Raw genomic sequence first — 15,819 nt, forward strand, 5'->3', positions numbered from 1 at the left:
ATCAACGGATATTACAACAACGTTAGGCCGCATCATTATAATGCCGGTTTAGCGCCAAATGAATCTGAGGTTAGATATCAAGATTCTAAAACTGTGGCCAAATTTTATTGACCACTACAAGTTAATGGATATGCAAACGATGGAGAAAAATCGTTCACAGATAATGCCAAAAACAATATCATCACTAATAAAACCTATCCTAACGGCATTAAAAAATCAGATTGAAAAAGTAGATTTGAAACTACAAAAACTCATCAAAGAATGTGACGAATATAAGGTCAAGAATGACATTATTCAAAGTGTGCCTGGCGTTGGTAATGTTGTCGCGTTTAACTTACTTAGTGACATGCCTGAGCTTGGGTGTGTAAACAATAAAGAGGCTGCATCACTAGTTGGTGTAGCACCATTTAATCGAGAAATTGGTGCTTATCAGGGTAAACGGATGATACGAGGTGGACGACCGAAAATTAGAACCGCAATGTATATGGCAATGATGTCAGCTATCCAATGTAACCCTAAATTTAAAGCTATTTATCATCGGCTAGTCGCGGCAGGGAAACCTAAAAAAGTGGCTATTATTGCCTGTATAAGAAAGCTTATAGTAATCATAAATTCTATGGTGAGGGATGGTGTCATGTGGGATCCTAAAATGGTTTGAAATTAGGAATTGACACCATAGTCACTTGTTATAAAGCACTTGCACATTTCTTGATATTATCCTTAAAAAACAAAGCCTTCCCTTTTAACCTTAACCCATAGAAATCAAGATTAATAGTAAGCTTATTATTCGTAATACTTAAGCTTCCCGATTTAGCAACTATAATTTTTGAGTTTAACCACGACTTTACTTGATGGGATTCTAGATCCCCATTTAGGGTAGAAACCTGAAAAGTATAAATCTGATCAGAAATTGATTTGTTGCCATAATTGAAGGGTGTGTGATGGCTACCTGTAACGGTCTCTCTATTAATGATTTCAATTTGATAATTGGAGTTAGGTGTTAGACAAATACTTGCTTCGTCTAAGATTTCTGTATTAACAAATGCACAACTTGTTAAAAGGAAAAAGACATTAAGTAATAAAATTCGAATATACACTCCACGCTCCGTGTGCTTTATAACGCCTCACTAAGAGGCAAATAATGGTTGGCTAAAATAGACGACGAAGGAGTAAATAGCCAACTGTTATTTGTCCTTTTGAGTGACTTATAGTTCGACCAAGCCACTTAATTTAAAAGTAACTGACTATTATATTAAGTGGAATATGCTTCTGTTGGTTACGAATATTGAATGACAAACATCCAATGTTTTTAACAAGACGTTCGAGCCAACAGAGCACCTCGATTTCAAAACGCAGACTCAGGGATTGCCGACCAAGACTATCTATAAGACCTGCGAGAAACGAGATTTAAGCACATTCCGTCCTGAACTTTAACCGTAGGCGCTATAAAATGAAAGCATATAACGTTGATAATTTTGCTGTACTCATTGGCATTGATTGGGCCGATAAAAAACATGATATTTGTGAACACCCAACAGGCACTAATAAATATCATTACACCGTTATTAAACACACACCTGAAGCGTTGCATGAATGGGCTATGGATATTAAACAGCGTTATCCAAAGCAAAAAATAGCGATTGTTTGTGAGCTTAAAAAAGGCCCGCTTATTTATGCATTAGCTAAATACGACCACCTTACTTTATTTACCGTTAATCCTTGTGCTGTTGCTAAATACCGCCAGGCCTTTACGCCCAGCGGCGCAAAAGATGACCCATCAGATGCCTTTGTACAAGTTGAAATTCTCACGTTACACATGGATAAGCTGTCTGTCATTGAGCCTGAGTCAGCAGCTATGCGAACGCTGTCTCAGCTTGTTGAATATCGCCGAAGTTTAGTGCAAGACAGTGTCGATTTATCCAATAAAATAACAGCGACATTAAAGAATTATTACCCGCAGGCACTTGAATGGTTTAAAGAAAAGGACACGTATATATTCTGCGACTTTATTCAGAAATGGCCGTCACTCACTGCGGTTAAAAAAGCAAGAAAACAGACTTTACTCGACTTTTTTGAGAGTCATAACTCACACTATTGCGCGGTCAATAATGCACGACTAGACAGTATTAAAAATTCAATGCCATTAACTCTGGATGAAGGCGTCATTGTGCCTAATCAAATGCTCGTTGAAGTGCTTATTACGCAGTTTAAAGTGTTATTAAAAGGTATTGAAAAGCTCGATAAAGCAATAAAATCGGCTTATAAAGCCCAGCAGGATAAAAAGATATTTGATAGCTTACCCGGTGCAGGTCCACAACTCGCCCCACGTTTACTTGTTGCTTTTGGAAGTAATCGTGCGCGTTACAATGATGCTGCAGAGCTTCAAAAGTACGCGGGTATAGCGCCTGTTATTGAGCGCAGTGGTCAAAAGATGTGGACTCATTGGCGTTATAGTTGCCCCACTTTTTTAAGGCAAACATTTGTAGAATGGGCAGGCTTTTCTATTCGTTATTCGTTTTGGGCTAAAGCGTATTATGAGCAACAAAAAGCCAAGGGTAAGCCGCATAACAGCATAATTAGATCACTGGCCTTTAAATGGATAAGGATTGTATTTAGGTGCTGGAAAACGAATACACCCTACGATGAATCGACGTATTTAGCGGCCTTAAAACGCAGAGGCTCACCACTTTTAAAATTTGCAGTTAATAGCTAAATTTTACTAGTCGTCCACCTCAGGGCGTGTTGTTATATTTTTTATTGACTCAAGTTTATGTTACATAAGCTATTAGCGGGATTTGTAACAATGCTAACTTCAGCCAAATCAAATTCATGAATTTCATTTACACATTCAATACCATCATATGTGTCGCCAGAAATATGATTACAATCCCTATAATCAGAATCACAAACGGTACACTTCGATTTAGATATTAACCCGCCAATACTCATACCTTTTAAATCACCAGATTGGATTCGATCCCACGTTTCATTACATGTAACTTTGCAAGGGTCAACTCGCAAACCAACCTCATCTTCGAAAAGGTTGCACCAACCTATGACCCTTGGCGTATGTTCCAGATGAACCGGAAATGGCAGATTAGCGTATGGGCTTTGTGACAATAAGGTTTTTTTATACTCTTTTTGTGAAGTTAACATTTTATTAGTAACATTATTAATAACTTCTTTGTCTAAAGACTGACCTTCATAATTGAAAATTTCTCCATCCTTGTTCTTAATAAAGAGTTTGTCTTTTATTTCTGCTTTGCCTTTTAGTAAATCATAAATTAATGCAGTAATCAGACCAGTCCCTACGTTAAAGAGTGTTAAAAACATAGGATCAACAAGTAAACTTTCAAAGTTTTTTTGGCTGAGAATATAGAATTCTCCGTTGTACTTAGATCTGATTTTATAATCAAATCCTTGCTGACGAAGCATCTTTATTAAATGCAATTCTTCGCGAGTAATTACAGTACGATTTGGGAACTTAGCTTCATAGGGATTGAATGCATCAATCTCAACTTTTTGATTATCCACCGAACTCTCCGAAAAATATAACGCCTTGCTAAGCGGATAAAAATGGTTGGCTATAATCGCGAAGCGATGGCCAACTGTTTTTATTCCGTTTAAGCAACTTGTTAGCTGTCTTTCGTTAGAATAACGTTCATTTCACGGTAAAATTCAACGGTTGATTGTGGTGATGAATGCCCCTCTATTGAGGAGTACCATGATTGACCAACCTCGAAAAGGTCAGCAATATATTGAGCCTTTTGTCGCCATTCATCGTTTCTTTCAGGTGCAAGTAATGGTAGCTGAATAGCAAATAAATTTAGTGGCGTAATATTCCTAATAGCAAATTTTGCTTTTTCCCCTAGATCATATGCTTCAATAATTTCTAATATCGTCAAAGGCCCTAAATTCTCAAAGCACATACCAAACAATTGTTCTCTGATTTCGAACGGCGTATCTTTAGCTAATGGTGGTAAAATATTATTCTTAGGATGAATATTATTTTGAAGCATTATCCTCAAAGTCTTTAAAACTGATTTTACTTTGTGTTCGTTAAACGCCTCAAACACTGAAACCTGCGAAACAAATTGTTCCCAACACATGAGAGCATTAGCAGCAAAACCATTGTTGTCTATCAGACCATCAAATTCTTCTTTTTTTGCAGATAATGCTGAAAGATAAAATTTCTTTTTCAATGTATCTTGGGGTATTTCCTTGAGTTGCTCTTCTGTAAAATCACATGCCCAGCCAAGCTCAGGTCGATTAGCCGCAATCTCGATCATTTTTCTTATTTCTGAAGATATTCGTTCAATATTAGACCAATACATTCTAGGCCAATCTGATGGATTAATAATGCCATTTGCATCAGGTAATTGAGAAGGGGGGATTCCGATATCAACTAAATCTGGCCTAGCTTGAACACCTTCTAATCCAGTAAGGGCAATATAGAACATCATATTTCCGTTTACCCATTCGAAACGCTCTAAATCTTTAGACGTAAGTTTGCGAGTATCGGTTGGAAAACCTCTTTCATTTATCCAATCAAGTTGGTCTTGCTTCAGGTTACCTGTAGCAGTTTCCCAACTAGCATGAACAATAGCATTACGAATATATTTTATTGCTAGGTAGTCGTCGAACACTTTCGCCTGAACATTGATCCCTTTTTCAACGAAAACCTCTCGAAGATTCTTTATACGATTTTCATTAGATATACCCGAAGCAAAGTACTCATTCAAAATATTAAAGTTATCACGTTCACACCACCGTTCTAGCATTGCTTCTATGCTTCCAATCATCATAATTGAATAAATTCTACAGAAAGAAGCGTTGCACAAATCGTGATGTTCATTGCGAAGAGGATGTGTAAGTAGAGCTACACGTGCTTCTTTAAGATATATAAGATCATCAGAATATGTATCAGTAAATTCATCAATTTCCATTATTATGCCTCGGATTACTAGTTATAAAGACTGACAGCTAACGCCTTGCTAAGAGGCAAAAAATTGTTGGCTAAAATAGCGACGAAGGAGCAAAAGCCAACTGTTTTTTGTCCTTTTAAGCAACTTGTTATGAATTACCTACTCTAGGTAAAGGTTTTTTATCTATGATTTTAAAGGTACTTAAATTAACTATCATTGAAAAGACTTCGTTATTATTGATAAATACCACAAATAAATTACCTTCTAAATTTAGGTTGGACTCTACAATTTTGTTGTAACCTTCAATGATTTCTATGTAATTAGAACCATCTATCTTACTGAGTGCAAAAGTGCGCTTATCTAAACTATCAAACTTACCATCTTGATTAGTATCACTATTAATAATCTCATACGACAAAGCCAAAGCTTTTGAATTACGAGAATTCTCATAACTCGAGACAACCTTTATGTCAGTAATTAGTTGATTAACTGATTTAAAAAGCCACTTTGAATTATTAGTTTTACCGTTAAGGAAAAGAGCATTTTTAGACCGCGTTTTTGTGTAATAACCGCGACTTCCTCCAAATCCTTCAACAATAGTTCCCTTTGATTCAACATCTAACTTTTCAGATTCCAAAGGAATATAATAGAAATCACTTTCACCAATTTTATTTGGATGGCCAAGACTCCACTTTTCTTCACCTGCTTCGTCTTCTGCAAGGTTTAGAGTGAGAGGTTCAATATATTCTTCTTTAAAAAGGCTGGAGACTAATTCATAACTAATAAATATAGTTCCTATGGAAATAGCTATAAACGCCACCAACCCATTAAAATTCCATATCCATTTAAAAAAACGTTCAGACTTCATACGACTCCTTGTAATTCATAACGCCCCAATAAGGGGCTAAAAATTGTTTGCTAAAATGTTGAGGAACGAAACAGCAAACTGTTTTTAGTCCCGCTTAATTGGCTTGTTAGCATTTAACTGCACTTAATTTCAGCTTTCTTCCAGGGATGATTGAATGAAACACCTGAAGTACCACCAGCAAAGGAGTTATTCTTTCCCAATTCTGAAGTTACTTCAGTGTAGCCATTTGGACATAATTCATTCGCGCGCGTAGTCCAGAAAGTATTCACGGTTTCAGGTGAAGTAGTTCCATTACCCAAATACTCAATATAATAGTGATTCTCGCCTAATACTTTGTCTTTGTAGCCGCCTGACCATGTGTATGCCTGATAACCTGTAGCACAACCAGATAATAACAATAACCCTATAATTGATACGATAAACTTCATTGTTTCTCCAAACTTGTTTTGAATGCTAACAGCTTATTGAACACCACTTTGGGGGTTTATAACACCCCAAAACGGCGTATATTACATTGCTTAATAATTCCACTAAACAACTTCTATGTAAACAGGTAATTACGTATTTTGTAAAGTTATTGTTGTTAAAATACACCAAAACGACTTTTAATAATGTTATTGGACAAAACACGAACGACTGTCTATATATACAGTATGTTTTTAAAAGTTGAATATCATTTATGAAATCTCTCTTTCTAACCATGATTAAAGACCATATGTATAGCAAACGGTATGCAAAGAGCACTATTGAAGCTTATCTTTTTTGGATAGCTAGCTATATCCGCTTTAATAATATGCAGCACCCAAGCTCTATGGGAGACACTCAAGTAGAATCGTATTTGAACCATTTAGTAAACTCGCAAAACGTAGCGCAAGGCACACAAGCGCAGGCACTAAATGCGCTAAGTTTCCTATATAAAGAAATAATTAAGAGCCCCCTTTCATTATCATTAGACTTTGTAAAAAGTGAACGCCCAAGAAAACTACCCGTTGTGCTTACTCAAACAGAAGTTTCAGCGCTATTTAAACACTGTGTAGCAAAGCATTATTTACCCTGTGGATTACTTTATGGCAGTGGTATGCGATTAATGGAGGTACTGCGTTTACGAGTTCACGATATTGACTTTGACTATAACTGCATTCGAATTTGGGATGGCAAAGGAGGTAAAAATCGTGTTGTAACGCTTGCAGTAGAGCTCATACCGCAATTACGTTCTCAAATACAATTAGTTGATAGTTACCTGCAATTAGATCTGAAAAACCCCTTATATAGCGGCGCTTATATGCCGCATTTGTTACGTAAAAAATATCCAAACCATAATAAGCAGCTGGGATGGCAATATTTATTTTCATCACATAAATTAAGTCTTGATCCCGAGAGTAAGCAATTAAGGCGCCATCATATCGATGAAAAGCAATTACAACGCGCTGTTAAAAAAGCCGCTTTTGATGCACATATTAACAAACACGTTACGCCACATACTTTGCGTCACTCTTTCGCTACGCATTTGCTGCAAAGCGGCGCTGATATCCGCACAGTACAAACACAACTAGGTCACAGTGACGTCCGTACCACACAAATTTATACTCATGTATTGCAGCAAGGTGCTAACGGGGTTGTTAGCCCTTTTTCAAGATTATAAGCGTCTCTTTTTAATCCTCTACAGATACATATTCACTTTCAAACCAATACCGTCATCTATTTCCATTTTAAAAACATAAAAAAGCCCCGCTTGTTTTTACACAAGCGGGGCTCCACACTAATACTTTTCAAAAATAAAAGCGCCGATACTGCGGGCGCTTTGCATCATTGAATTTTATTACTTTAACTTACTGATTAACTACGCTTTTAAGCGGATTAATCGGCTGTGCGTTATCGTCTAGTAGGTTCATATCAAAATCGAACTCATCTACACGAATCGCTTTTTCACGTTTGATGTTGTAATCAATTAACTGAATGTGTTCAGCTTGCGTGATTACGTTTGCCGCTAGTGCGTTATCAAGCGTGATGTTAAAGCGTATACCTGGTTTAATTACTTTAGCACGTAATGCTTTTTTAACTTTAGCCAGTTCGCCAAGTGATGCCATTTTAGCTTTGTAAGCTTGCTCATTAATATGATGGCCATCGCCCACTACTGGTTTAACTAAATGCGTGATTTGCGCTTTAAATGCGGTATCTAGCTGAGCTTGCTTAGCTAGTTCGCGGATTAAATTGTCACTAATTTTTGGCATTTTAGTTGAGTAGTTCATTGTAATAAAACGAATAAACTTACGTGTACCACTTGCAGGGAAGTTATCTAAAAACTTATGCAATGCTTCTTCAGCACTTTGTAGTGCAAAACGAGTCGCGTAATGGAAATAAGGTGCTGCTTGCTCACGGTCACTACTTGATACTTTTTGCTCGTAGTATTTAATTGATGCCATAGCTGCATATAAGAAGCTCATTACATCGCCTAAACGTGCCGATAGCATTTCTGCTTGTTTTAACTTACCGCCAAGTACAAGTAACGAAAAGTCTGCGTACACTGCAAGTTTTGCAGATAATTTATGTACTGCTTTTTCGTAGTCGCGTACTTCTGGTAATTCAGAATTAGCACTTGCTGTAAATGGTAAAACACCTAAGCGGAAAGCACGTAAGCTGTTTGCTGTGCTGTAGCCAATTGTTTTACGTAAAATACCGTTAAATTCTTTATCTGCGCCTTTGTCTTCGCTGTGAATTGACTCAACCATAGATTGTAAATATGGGTGACAACGCATAACACCTTGACCAAAGATCATTAGGTTACGTGTAAGAATATTCGCGCCTTCTACCGTAATGGCAATAGGTTGTGCAACATAACCACTTGCTAATGTATTTTGTGGGCCATTTTGAATCGCTTTACCTGCTTGAATATCCATTGCTGAATCAAGTACGTCGCGACCAAGCTCTGTCATGTGGTATTTAGCGATTGCGGTTACTACTGATGGTTTTAAGCCCATGCCTAAGCCTTCAGTTGTAAGTACGCGCATTGCTTCTTGTAGGTATGTTTTACCTGCAATGTCGGCTAGTTTTTCTTGAATACCTTCAAACTGACCAATGGCTAAACCAAACTGTTCACGCACTGCTGCGTATTCAGATGCTGATTTAAATGCAACTTGCGCGGTACTAACACCTAGCGCAGGTAATGAAATACCACGGCCAGCACCTAAACAGCTAACCAGCATTTGCCAACCACGGCCGATGTTTTTCTGTCCACCAATAACAAAATCCATTGGTACAAATACTTTGTTACCACGCGTAGTACCGTTGTAAAAACGAATACCCATTGGGTCATGGCGATTACCAAGCTCTACACCTGGGTGCTCTTTTGGAATAAGTGCACAGGTAATACCTAAGCTTTCTTTGCCACCTAATAAACCATCAGGGTCCATTACTTTAAAGGCTAAACCAAGTACGGTAGCAATAGGTGCAAGCGTTATATAGCGCTTGTCCCATGTGACTTCAAGGCCAAGTACTTCTTCGCCTTTATACATGCCTTTAGTAACTGTACCAATGTCTGGAATGCCACCTGCATCAGAACCCGCTTCTGGGCTTGTTAATGCAAAACATGGAATATCTGTACCATTTGCTAGGCGTGGTAAGTAATGTGCTTGTTGTTCTTGCGTACCAAAGTGAAGTAATAACTCACCCGGGCCTAACGAGTTAGGAACCATTACGGTTACCGCAACTGCTGAGCTTTTAGTCGCAATTGTGCCAACAATAGTAGAGTTTGCATAAGGGCTAAACTCTAAACCACCAAACGACTTAGGAATGATAAGCGAGAAAAAACGCTCTTTTTTCAAAAATTCTAAGATGTCATTTGGTAAATGAATGCCGTTTTGAATCACTGAATCGTCAATCATGCCCAATAACTCTTTTACTGGACCGTCTAAGAATGCTTGCTCGTCTGCGCTTAATGTAGCAGCAGGTACGTCGCGAAGTGCACTGAAATCAGGTTTACCTTGGTAGATAGAACCTTCAAGCCATACATCACCCGCGTCTAGCGCTTCTTGTTCTGTGATAGAAATACTTGGTAATACTTTTTTTAGTTTTGTACGTAAACTCATGATTGAACTCATCCGACCAGCTAAATAATACCTACATTACGTCATAAAAAATCGTTTAGATCAATTGCTCTATTCAATTAATTAACAGTTTTTTCAATTTATTTTCTTTACCTGAACGTAAACTGTTGAAACACAAAGGCTTACAGTTGTACGCTGAAAAAAAGTATTTTGATTAAAATGATGAATAAAACAGCAAAAGCTCTAGCGCTGTATCTATTTTTTTATGGGCATAAAAAAACGCAGCACAAATAGGCTACGTTTTTATTCAATTTGTAGAGGCTACATTATTAGTTAATCTAGCTAAAACTACCTAAATTTAAATCAAATTGTATAAGCGCTTCACTTAGCAACTTTAACAACTTGCTTGCCGGTAAAACCACCAGCAAGTTGTTTATTAAGCGCTTGCGATACTGAGTCAGCACTAAAATCTACGGGCGTTATTTCTGGGTGTTTAATGTCGCCACTAACAGCGCCTTCAAGTAACAGGTTGCCCATAAAACTCAAACGTTGTTGTGCACATAAACTATTAGCAAGCCATGCTCCACCAATTGATACTACGCTAATATTAGGCGCTCGGTGATACATTAAGTCTTGATCAAAACAAGGGAGCGGATTTAAGCAGGCAATACGTCCGCAAAAACGCATTAACTCAATATTACGCTGAGTACACTCACCACCAATCGTATCAATAACCGCATCAAAGCCTTGTGGGCCAAGTTCTCTGCGGATTTTTTCGCATAGCTTTTTATCGCTATAGTCAAAAACCACATCAGCGCCTAACTGCTTAACCAACTTATGATTACGCTTTGATGCTGTGGTAAATACGTCTGCACCGCGCTGTTTTGCATATTGAATAGCAAACTGCCCTACCGCTCCGGCTCCGCCTTCAATAAAAATAGTATCGCCTTCACTAATGCCTATTTTATCTAAACTAATAAGTGCTGCCATACCGGCGCATGGAAGTGTTGCTGCAATGGCCGGGTTTAAACCGCTTGGCACAACCGACACTGCAAAGTTAGGTACCTTGGTGTATTCGCTCAAAGCACCTTGCTCACCAATGTTGGCATGCCACATAACGCGCTGGCCAACATTTGGAAACACACCTTTATTAGCTTTAACCACAACACCTACGGCATCTAAGCCTAAAATGTGTGGATACTGCCATTTACAAAAGCCTGTTTTAGCAAATTGACCATCAACTGGATTTAAACCAACGTACTCTACTTTTACAAGCAGCTCGTTATCTGCACAAATAGGAACAGGCAGCTCAGCATCCGCTAAGTCAATTGCTTCATTTGGTTCTGGCAGTACAATAGCGCGCATAGTTTGCGGGATAATGTATTCATGTAAATTTTCAGTATTTGGCATCAATATAACTCTACTTATTAGTGTCGTTTAACGCATAACTCCATTGCCCATTAAATGACTGGTAAGCATTTACTTTGGCAAGCAGTGAAGAAATTGTTGTTTCAACAGCATTTTCTTGTGCTATTAAAACATCCTGGCGCGCATCTAACAACTCAAGGTAAGGAATTTGACCTTCTTCGTACATTGCTTGTGCTTGTAAAAATGCTTTATTAGCAAAGTCATAACGTTCATCGGCAAAGCGTTTTTGCTGTGCTTGATTGACCAACAATTGCAGTGAAAGTTCACTTTCACTTAGTGCAGTTAATACTACTTGTTGATAATCTCTGTACGCAGCTTCACTTAAAAACTGTTGCGCGTCACGCTGCGCTAAAAGCGCAGGATAACTTAAAATAGACCACTGTAACTGCGGCGCTACTTGCCACTGTTGATCGGTATTTTTTAAGCCTGTGCTATCTATACTCACAACCCCTGCAAATGCAGATAAGCTAATATCGGGTAATAACGCTTTGCTAGCTGCAACACTTAAACTATTTGCTTGGCTAAAGTCAAACAGCGCGCGGCTAATATCTGGACGTAAGGCAATGGCATTATTAGCGTTTTTTAGTGCTACGCTAAAGTCACGTTCAAGCACGCCTTGCTCGTTTTCAATAGCAATATTTTGCGCTAGCTTACCGCTTAGTACTGCAAGCGCAGATAAATCGCTGTATTTTGCATACTCAATAGCAGGCATTAATGCTTGTTGCTGCCTAAGCTGCGCCATCGTACGGTTTAAATCAAGCTCGTTAGCTACACCTTCATCAACTCGTGCCTGTAAAACGTCAATACTTTGCTCAAGCGCTTCAATTTGAAGTGTAACAATGTGTTGTTTTTCAACATTCCCTTGGTAACTTACAAAGCCTTTAACGACTGACGAAACAACTTCAATTTGTAATAAGCGTACTTGCTCTGCTTGGCTCATGGCCGATGCATTTGCTGCATCAACCAACGCCGTTATGCGACCAAATAAATCTAGTTGCCAATCAAGTGCAACGTTTGCACTTGATTGGCGGTCAAACACGCTTGGTGCATCGCTTCGAGCTGCGCCAACATTTACGCCACCTTGCGGCAGGTATTGGGCTTTTTGCTCTCCTAATCGCGCTAATGCACTTTTAAGTGTTAACTGGCTTGTTTGCAAATTATAGTTATTTGCAAGCGCACCAGTAACAAGCTCATTTAGTTGATCAGAATTAAGCTTTTTCCACCAGTTTGTCTCATCAGCAACGCTAACGTTACTAGCAATATTAGCTTTAGCAACAAATTCGTTAACGGCTTTTTGCTCGCTCATGGTGTCTATTTTACTCGCACATCCTGCTAAAAACGCAGCAACTAATACTGCACTGGCGGTCAGACTTGTTTTAAGTCTTTTTTGCATTAATTTAGTCATGAGTATTCTCCTGCGCTTTCTCTTTTTTGTTAGTCACTAACATATAAAATACCGGCGTAAACAATAGGCCAAACACGGTTACACCTATCATCCCTGAGAATACTGCGTTACCCATTGCGTGTCGCATTTCGGCGCCCGCACCGGTAGCAAGAACTAACGGTATAACACCTGCTGTAAATGCAATTGAGGTCATTAATATTGGGCGCAAGCGCATACGACATGCCTCAAGTATTGCCTCTAAGTGCGTTAATCCTGAGTCGTGTCTGTCTTTTGCAAACTCAACCATCAATATCGCATTTTTAGAGGCCAACGCAACCAGTACTATTAACGCTATTTGGGTGAATATGTTGTTGTCAGAGCCAACAAACCACACACCTAACAAGGCTGAGAAAATAGTCATTGGTACAATTAATATAATTGCCAGTGGTAAACGTAAGCTCTCGTACTGCGCTGCAAGTACCATAAATACAAGTAATACAACTAGCGGAAATACATAAACCATGGTGTTACCGGCAAGTACTTGTTGGTACGTTACTTCAGTCCACTCATATTCAATACCTGTTGGTAGTGTGTCTGCGAGTACTTTTTCAATAGCAACTTGTGCTTGATCAGAGCTGTAACCTGGTGCTGGGCTACCATTTAGTTCTGCACTTGGGTAACCGTTGTAATGCATGACTCGGTCAGGACCAATTGTTGGTGTAACTGTTAATACAGAGCCTAGTGGCACCATATTTCCTGAGCGGTTACGTACTTTTAGATTAAGTATTTGATCAGGGTCTAAGCGGTAGTCAGCATCAGCCTGTGCATTTACTTGGTAGGTACGGCCAAACATATTAAAGTCATTTACGTACACAGAGCCTAAGTAAATTTGCAGTGCGTTAAATACTTCATCAAGTGGAATACCTTGAATTAGCGCTTGCTCACGGTCAATATCAATATCCATTTGTGGAACTTGAATACGGAAACTCGAGTACAAGCCCATTAATGCTGGGTCTTGTTGCGCTTTACCGATAACAGCTTGCAGACTATTAAATAAGGCTTCAAATCCTTTATTTGCTCTGTCTTCTATTTGCAGTTTAAAACCGCCGGTAGTGCCTAAACCTTGAATTGGCGGCGGTGGAAATACCGCTACAAATGCTTCATCAATGGCAGCAAAACGTTTATTCAACTCGGCAGCAATCGCCATCGCTGATTGGCTTGGGTCGGTACGTTTGTCAAAGCTTTCAAGTGGTGTAAATACAATGCCGCTGTTAGGGCTATTAGTAAAACCGTTCACTGATAAGCCAGGAAAAGCAACTGTATGTGCAACGCCTGGTACTTCTAATGCAATTTGCTGCATTTGAGAAAGCACATCTTCAGTACGATCAAGGCTTGATGCATCAGGTAACTGCGCAATAGCCACTAAATACTGTTTATCTTGCTGTGGAATAAAGCCACCCGGTACGGTATCAAATAACTTAATTGTGCCACCAACAAGTGCTATGTAAGCCACCATAACAACAACGGTCATACGAATTAGTTTTTGTACCAGTTTTTCGTAACCTTTAGCACCACGATTAAATACGCGGTTAAATGGTTTAAATAACCAACGACCAAACAATTTATTAAGTAAACGCGTGAACGCATCTGGTTTTGCATCGTGCGATTTTAATAACAATGCAGCAAGCGCAGGCGATAACGTTAATGAGTTAAACGCTGAGATAATAGTCGAAATAGTAATTGTAAGTGCAAATTGCTTATAAAATTGACCTGATAAACCGGTAATAAACGCAGTAGGAATAAATACAGCACTTAGTACTAGCGCAATGGCAATAATAGGGCCTGTTACTTCACTCATTGCAACGCGGGTTGCTTCAAGTGGCGATAAGCCTTTTTCGATATTACGCTCTACGTTTTCAACAACTACAATCGCATCATCTACAACAATACCTATGGCCAATACTAAGCCAAACAACGATAAGGTATTAATTGAGACACCTAACCACTGCATTACGGCAAACGTACCAATAAGTGAAATAGGCACAGCAATTAGCGGAATAATTGATGCACGCCATGTTTGTAAAAATACAATAACAACAATAACTACCAATACAATTGCTTCAAGCAAAGTGGCAATTACCGCGTCAATTGAGCCGCGAACAAATACCGTTGGATCGTACACAATGTCGTATTCAACACCGGTAGGAAAATCTTTAGATAAGCGCGCCATTGTTTCGCGTACTTGATCAGATAGCTCAATAGCGTTAGAACCAGGGCGTTGAAATATTGGCATTGCAAGTGCTGGTTGATTATCAAGCTCTGCTCGAAGTGAGTAAGTGTCTTGACCTAAATCAACACGGGCTATATCAGATAAACGCGTTAACTGACCCTCGTCGCCTACTTTAATAATAACTTGTTCAAATTCTTCAATACTGTTTAAACGACCTTTAACGTTTAACAATATTTGAAACTGACTGTCGTTTGAAATTGGTTGCGCGCCTAAGCTACCTGCAGCAACTTGCTGGTTTTGCGAGCGAAGTGCTGTTACTACATCTGTTGCTGTTAATTCGCGTGCAGCCAGTGCATCTGGGTTTAGCCATACTCGCATTGAGTATTTGCCGGCACCAAACATGCGAATATCACCTACGCCCGGTAAACGCGCAATTTCATCTTTAATGTTTAAATCGGCATAGTTAGATAAGTACGCTGTGTCGTGCGTTTTTTCAGGTGAATATAAATGCACTACCATGGTTAAATCTGGTGATGACTTTTCAGCCACTACGCCTAAGCGTTGTACTTCTTCTGGTAAACGCGGAAGCGCACTGTTTACACGGTTTTGTACTTGTACTTGAGCACGGTCTAAATCGGTACCTAATGCAAATGTCACCGTTAGTGTCATGCGGCCATCACTGGTACCTTGCGAGAACATATATAACATGTTTTCAGTACCGTTAATTTCTTGCTCCAGCGGTGTGGCAACTGTTTGCGCAATAACGGTCGGGTTAGCACCTGGGTAATTAGCGGTAACAACCACTGTTGGAGGAACTACTTCTGGGTATTCACTTACTGGTAATTGGAATAGTGATATACCACCAGCAATTAAAATAACCAATGACAGCATGGCCGCAAATATTGGACGCTGTATAAAGAAATGCGAAAATTTCATCAATA

Annotated in this window: 11 protein-coding genes and 1 pseudogene; 3 read left to right on the forward strand and 9 right to left on the reverse strand. The window is 39.0% G+C overall.

Going from position 1 to position 15,819, the window contains the following annotated elements:
• Window positions 1-118: 118 nt before the first annotated feature.
• Window positions 119-658: pseudogene (locus I6F48_RS19350) on the forward strand (transposase); the annotation flags it as partial.
• 28 nt (window positions 659-686) lie between these two features.
• On the opposite strand, the gene I6F48_RS19355 reads toward I6F48_RS19350, so the two are convergent.
• Window positions 687-1,097, reverse strand: a complete 411-nt coding sequence (locus tag I6F48_RS19355) for a hypothetical protein (protein ID WP_197120098.1) — start codon at window positions 1,095-1,097, stop codon at window positions 687-689.
• A 353-nt stretch (window positions 1,098-1,450) separates the two neighbouring features.
• On the opposite strand from I6F48_RS19355, the gene I6F48_RS19360 reads away from it, so the two are divergent.
• On the forward strand, window positions 1,451-2,713 hold the full coding sequence (locus tag I6F48_RS19360; protein WP_197120099.1) for an IS110 family transposase: 1,263 nt from the start codon (window positions 1,451-1,453) through the stop codon (window positions 2,711-2,713).
• A 41-nt stretch (window positions 2,714-2,754) separates the two neighbouring features.
• Here I6F48_RS19360 and I6F48_RS21520 read toward each other — a convergent pair whose 3' ends face one another.
• The 4 genes from I6F48_RS21520 to I6F48_RS19380 form a co-directional block, all read right to left on the reverse strand.
• Window positions 2,755-3,534, reverse strand: coding sequence for an HK97 family phage prohead protease (locus I6F48_RS21520; RefSeq protein ID WP_197120100.1), 780 nt, complete (start codon window positions 3,532-3,534; stop codon window positions 2,755-2,757).
• A 101-nt stretch (window positions 3,535-3,635) separates the two neighbouring features.
• Window positions 3,636-4,946 carry a hypothetical protein gene (locus I6F48_RS19370; RefSeq protein WP_197120101.1) on the reverse strand — a complete coding sequence of 437 codons (1,311 nt, stop codon included), beginning with the start codon at window positions 4,944-4,946 and terminating at the stop codon, window positions 3,636-3,638.
• Between the two features lie 127 nt (window positions 4,947-5,073).
• On the reverse strand, window positions 5,074-5,793 hold the full coding sequence (locus I6F48_RS19375; protein ID WP_197120102.1) for a hypothetical protein: 720 nt from the start codon (window positions 5,791-5,793) through the stop codon (window positions 5,074-5,076).
• A 113-nt stretch (window positions 5,794-5,906) separates the two neighbouring features.
• Window positions 5,907-6,221: a CC0125/CC1285 family lipoprotein gene (locus I6F48_RS19380; RefSeq protein WP_197120103.1), complete on the reverse strand. Its 315-nt coding sequence runs from the start codon at window positions 6,219-6,221 to the stop codon at window positions 5,907-5,909.
• Between the two features lie 251 nt (window positions 6,222-6,472).
• Here I6F48_RS19380 and I6F48_RS19385 point away from each other — a divergent pair, with 251 nt between their 5' ends.
• Complete coding sequence (locus I6F48_RS19385; RefSeq protein ID WP_166377215.1) at window positions 6,473-7,435, forward strand: integron integrase; 963 nt, start codon at window positions 6,473-6,475, stop codon at window positions 7,433-7,435.
• A 187-nt stretch (window positions 7,436-7,622) separates the two neighbouring features.
• Here I6F48_RS19385 and I6F48_RS19390 read toward each other — a convergent pair whose 3' ends face one another.
• The 4 genes from I6F48_RS19390 to I6F48_RS19405 all read right to left on the reverse strand — a co-directional run bounded on the left by I6F48_RS19390 (window position 7,623) and on the right by I6F48_RS19405 (window position 15,814).
• Entirely contained in the window at window positions 7,623-9,878 is a 2,256-nt protein-coding gene (locus I6F48_RS19390; RefSeq protein ID WP_197120104.1) for an acyl-CoA dehydrogenase, read from the reverse strand.
• Between the two features lie 339 nt (window positions 9,879-10,217).
• The gene (locus tag I6F48_RS19395) at window positions 10,218-11,246 is read right to left on the reverse strand and encodes a zinc-binding dehydrogenase (protein ID WP_024608449.1); all 1,029 of its coding nucleotides are present in this window, start codon (window positions 11,244-11,246) and stop codon (window positions 10,218-10,220) included.
• A gap of 10 nt (window positions 11,247-11,256) precedes the next feature.
• Window positions 11,257-12,669 carry a TolC family protein gene (locus I6F48_RS19400; RefSeq protein ID WP_197120105.1) on the reverse strand — a complete coding sequence of 471 codons (1,413 nt, stop codon included), beginning with the start codon at window positions 12,667-12,669 and terminating at the stop codon, window positions 11,257-11,259.
• On the reverse strand, window positions 12,662-15,814 hold the full coding sequence (locus I6F48_RS19405; protein WP_165740177.1) for an efflux RND transporter permease subunit: 3,153 nt from the start codon (window positions 15,812-15,814) through the stop codon (window positions 12,662-12,664). Before I6F48_RS19405 ends, I6F48_RS19400 begins: the two co-directional genes overlap by 8 nt.
• Between the last annotated feature and the right edge of the window lie 5 nt (window positions 15,815-15,819).

Origin of the sequence: Pseudoalteromonas sp. SWYJ118, assembly GCF_015864505.1 — a bacterium.
In the GTDB taxonomy this organism is placed as follows: Bacteria; Pseudomonadota; Gammaproteobacteria; order Enterobacterales; family Alteromonadaceae; genus Pseudoalteromonas; species Pseudoalteromonas arctica.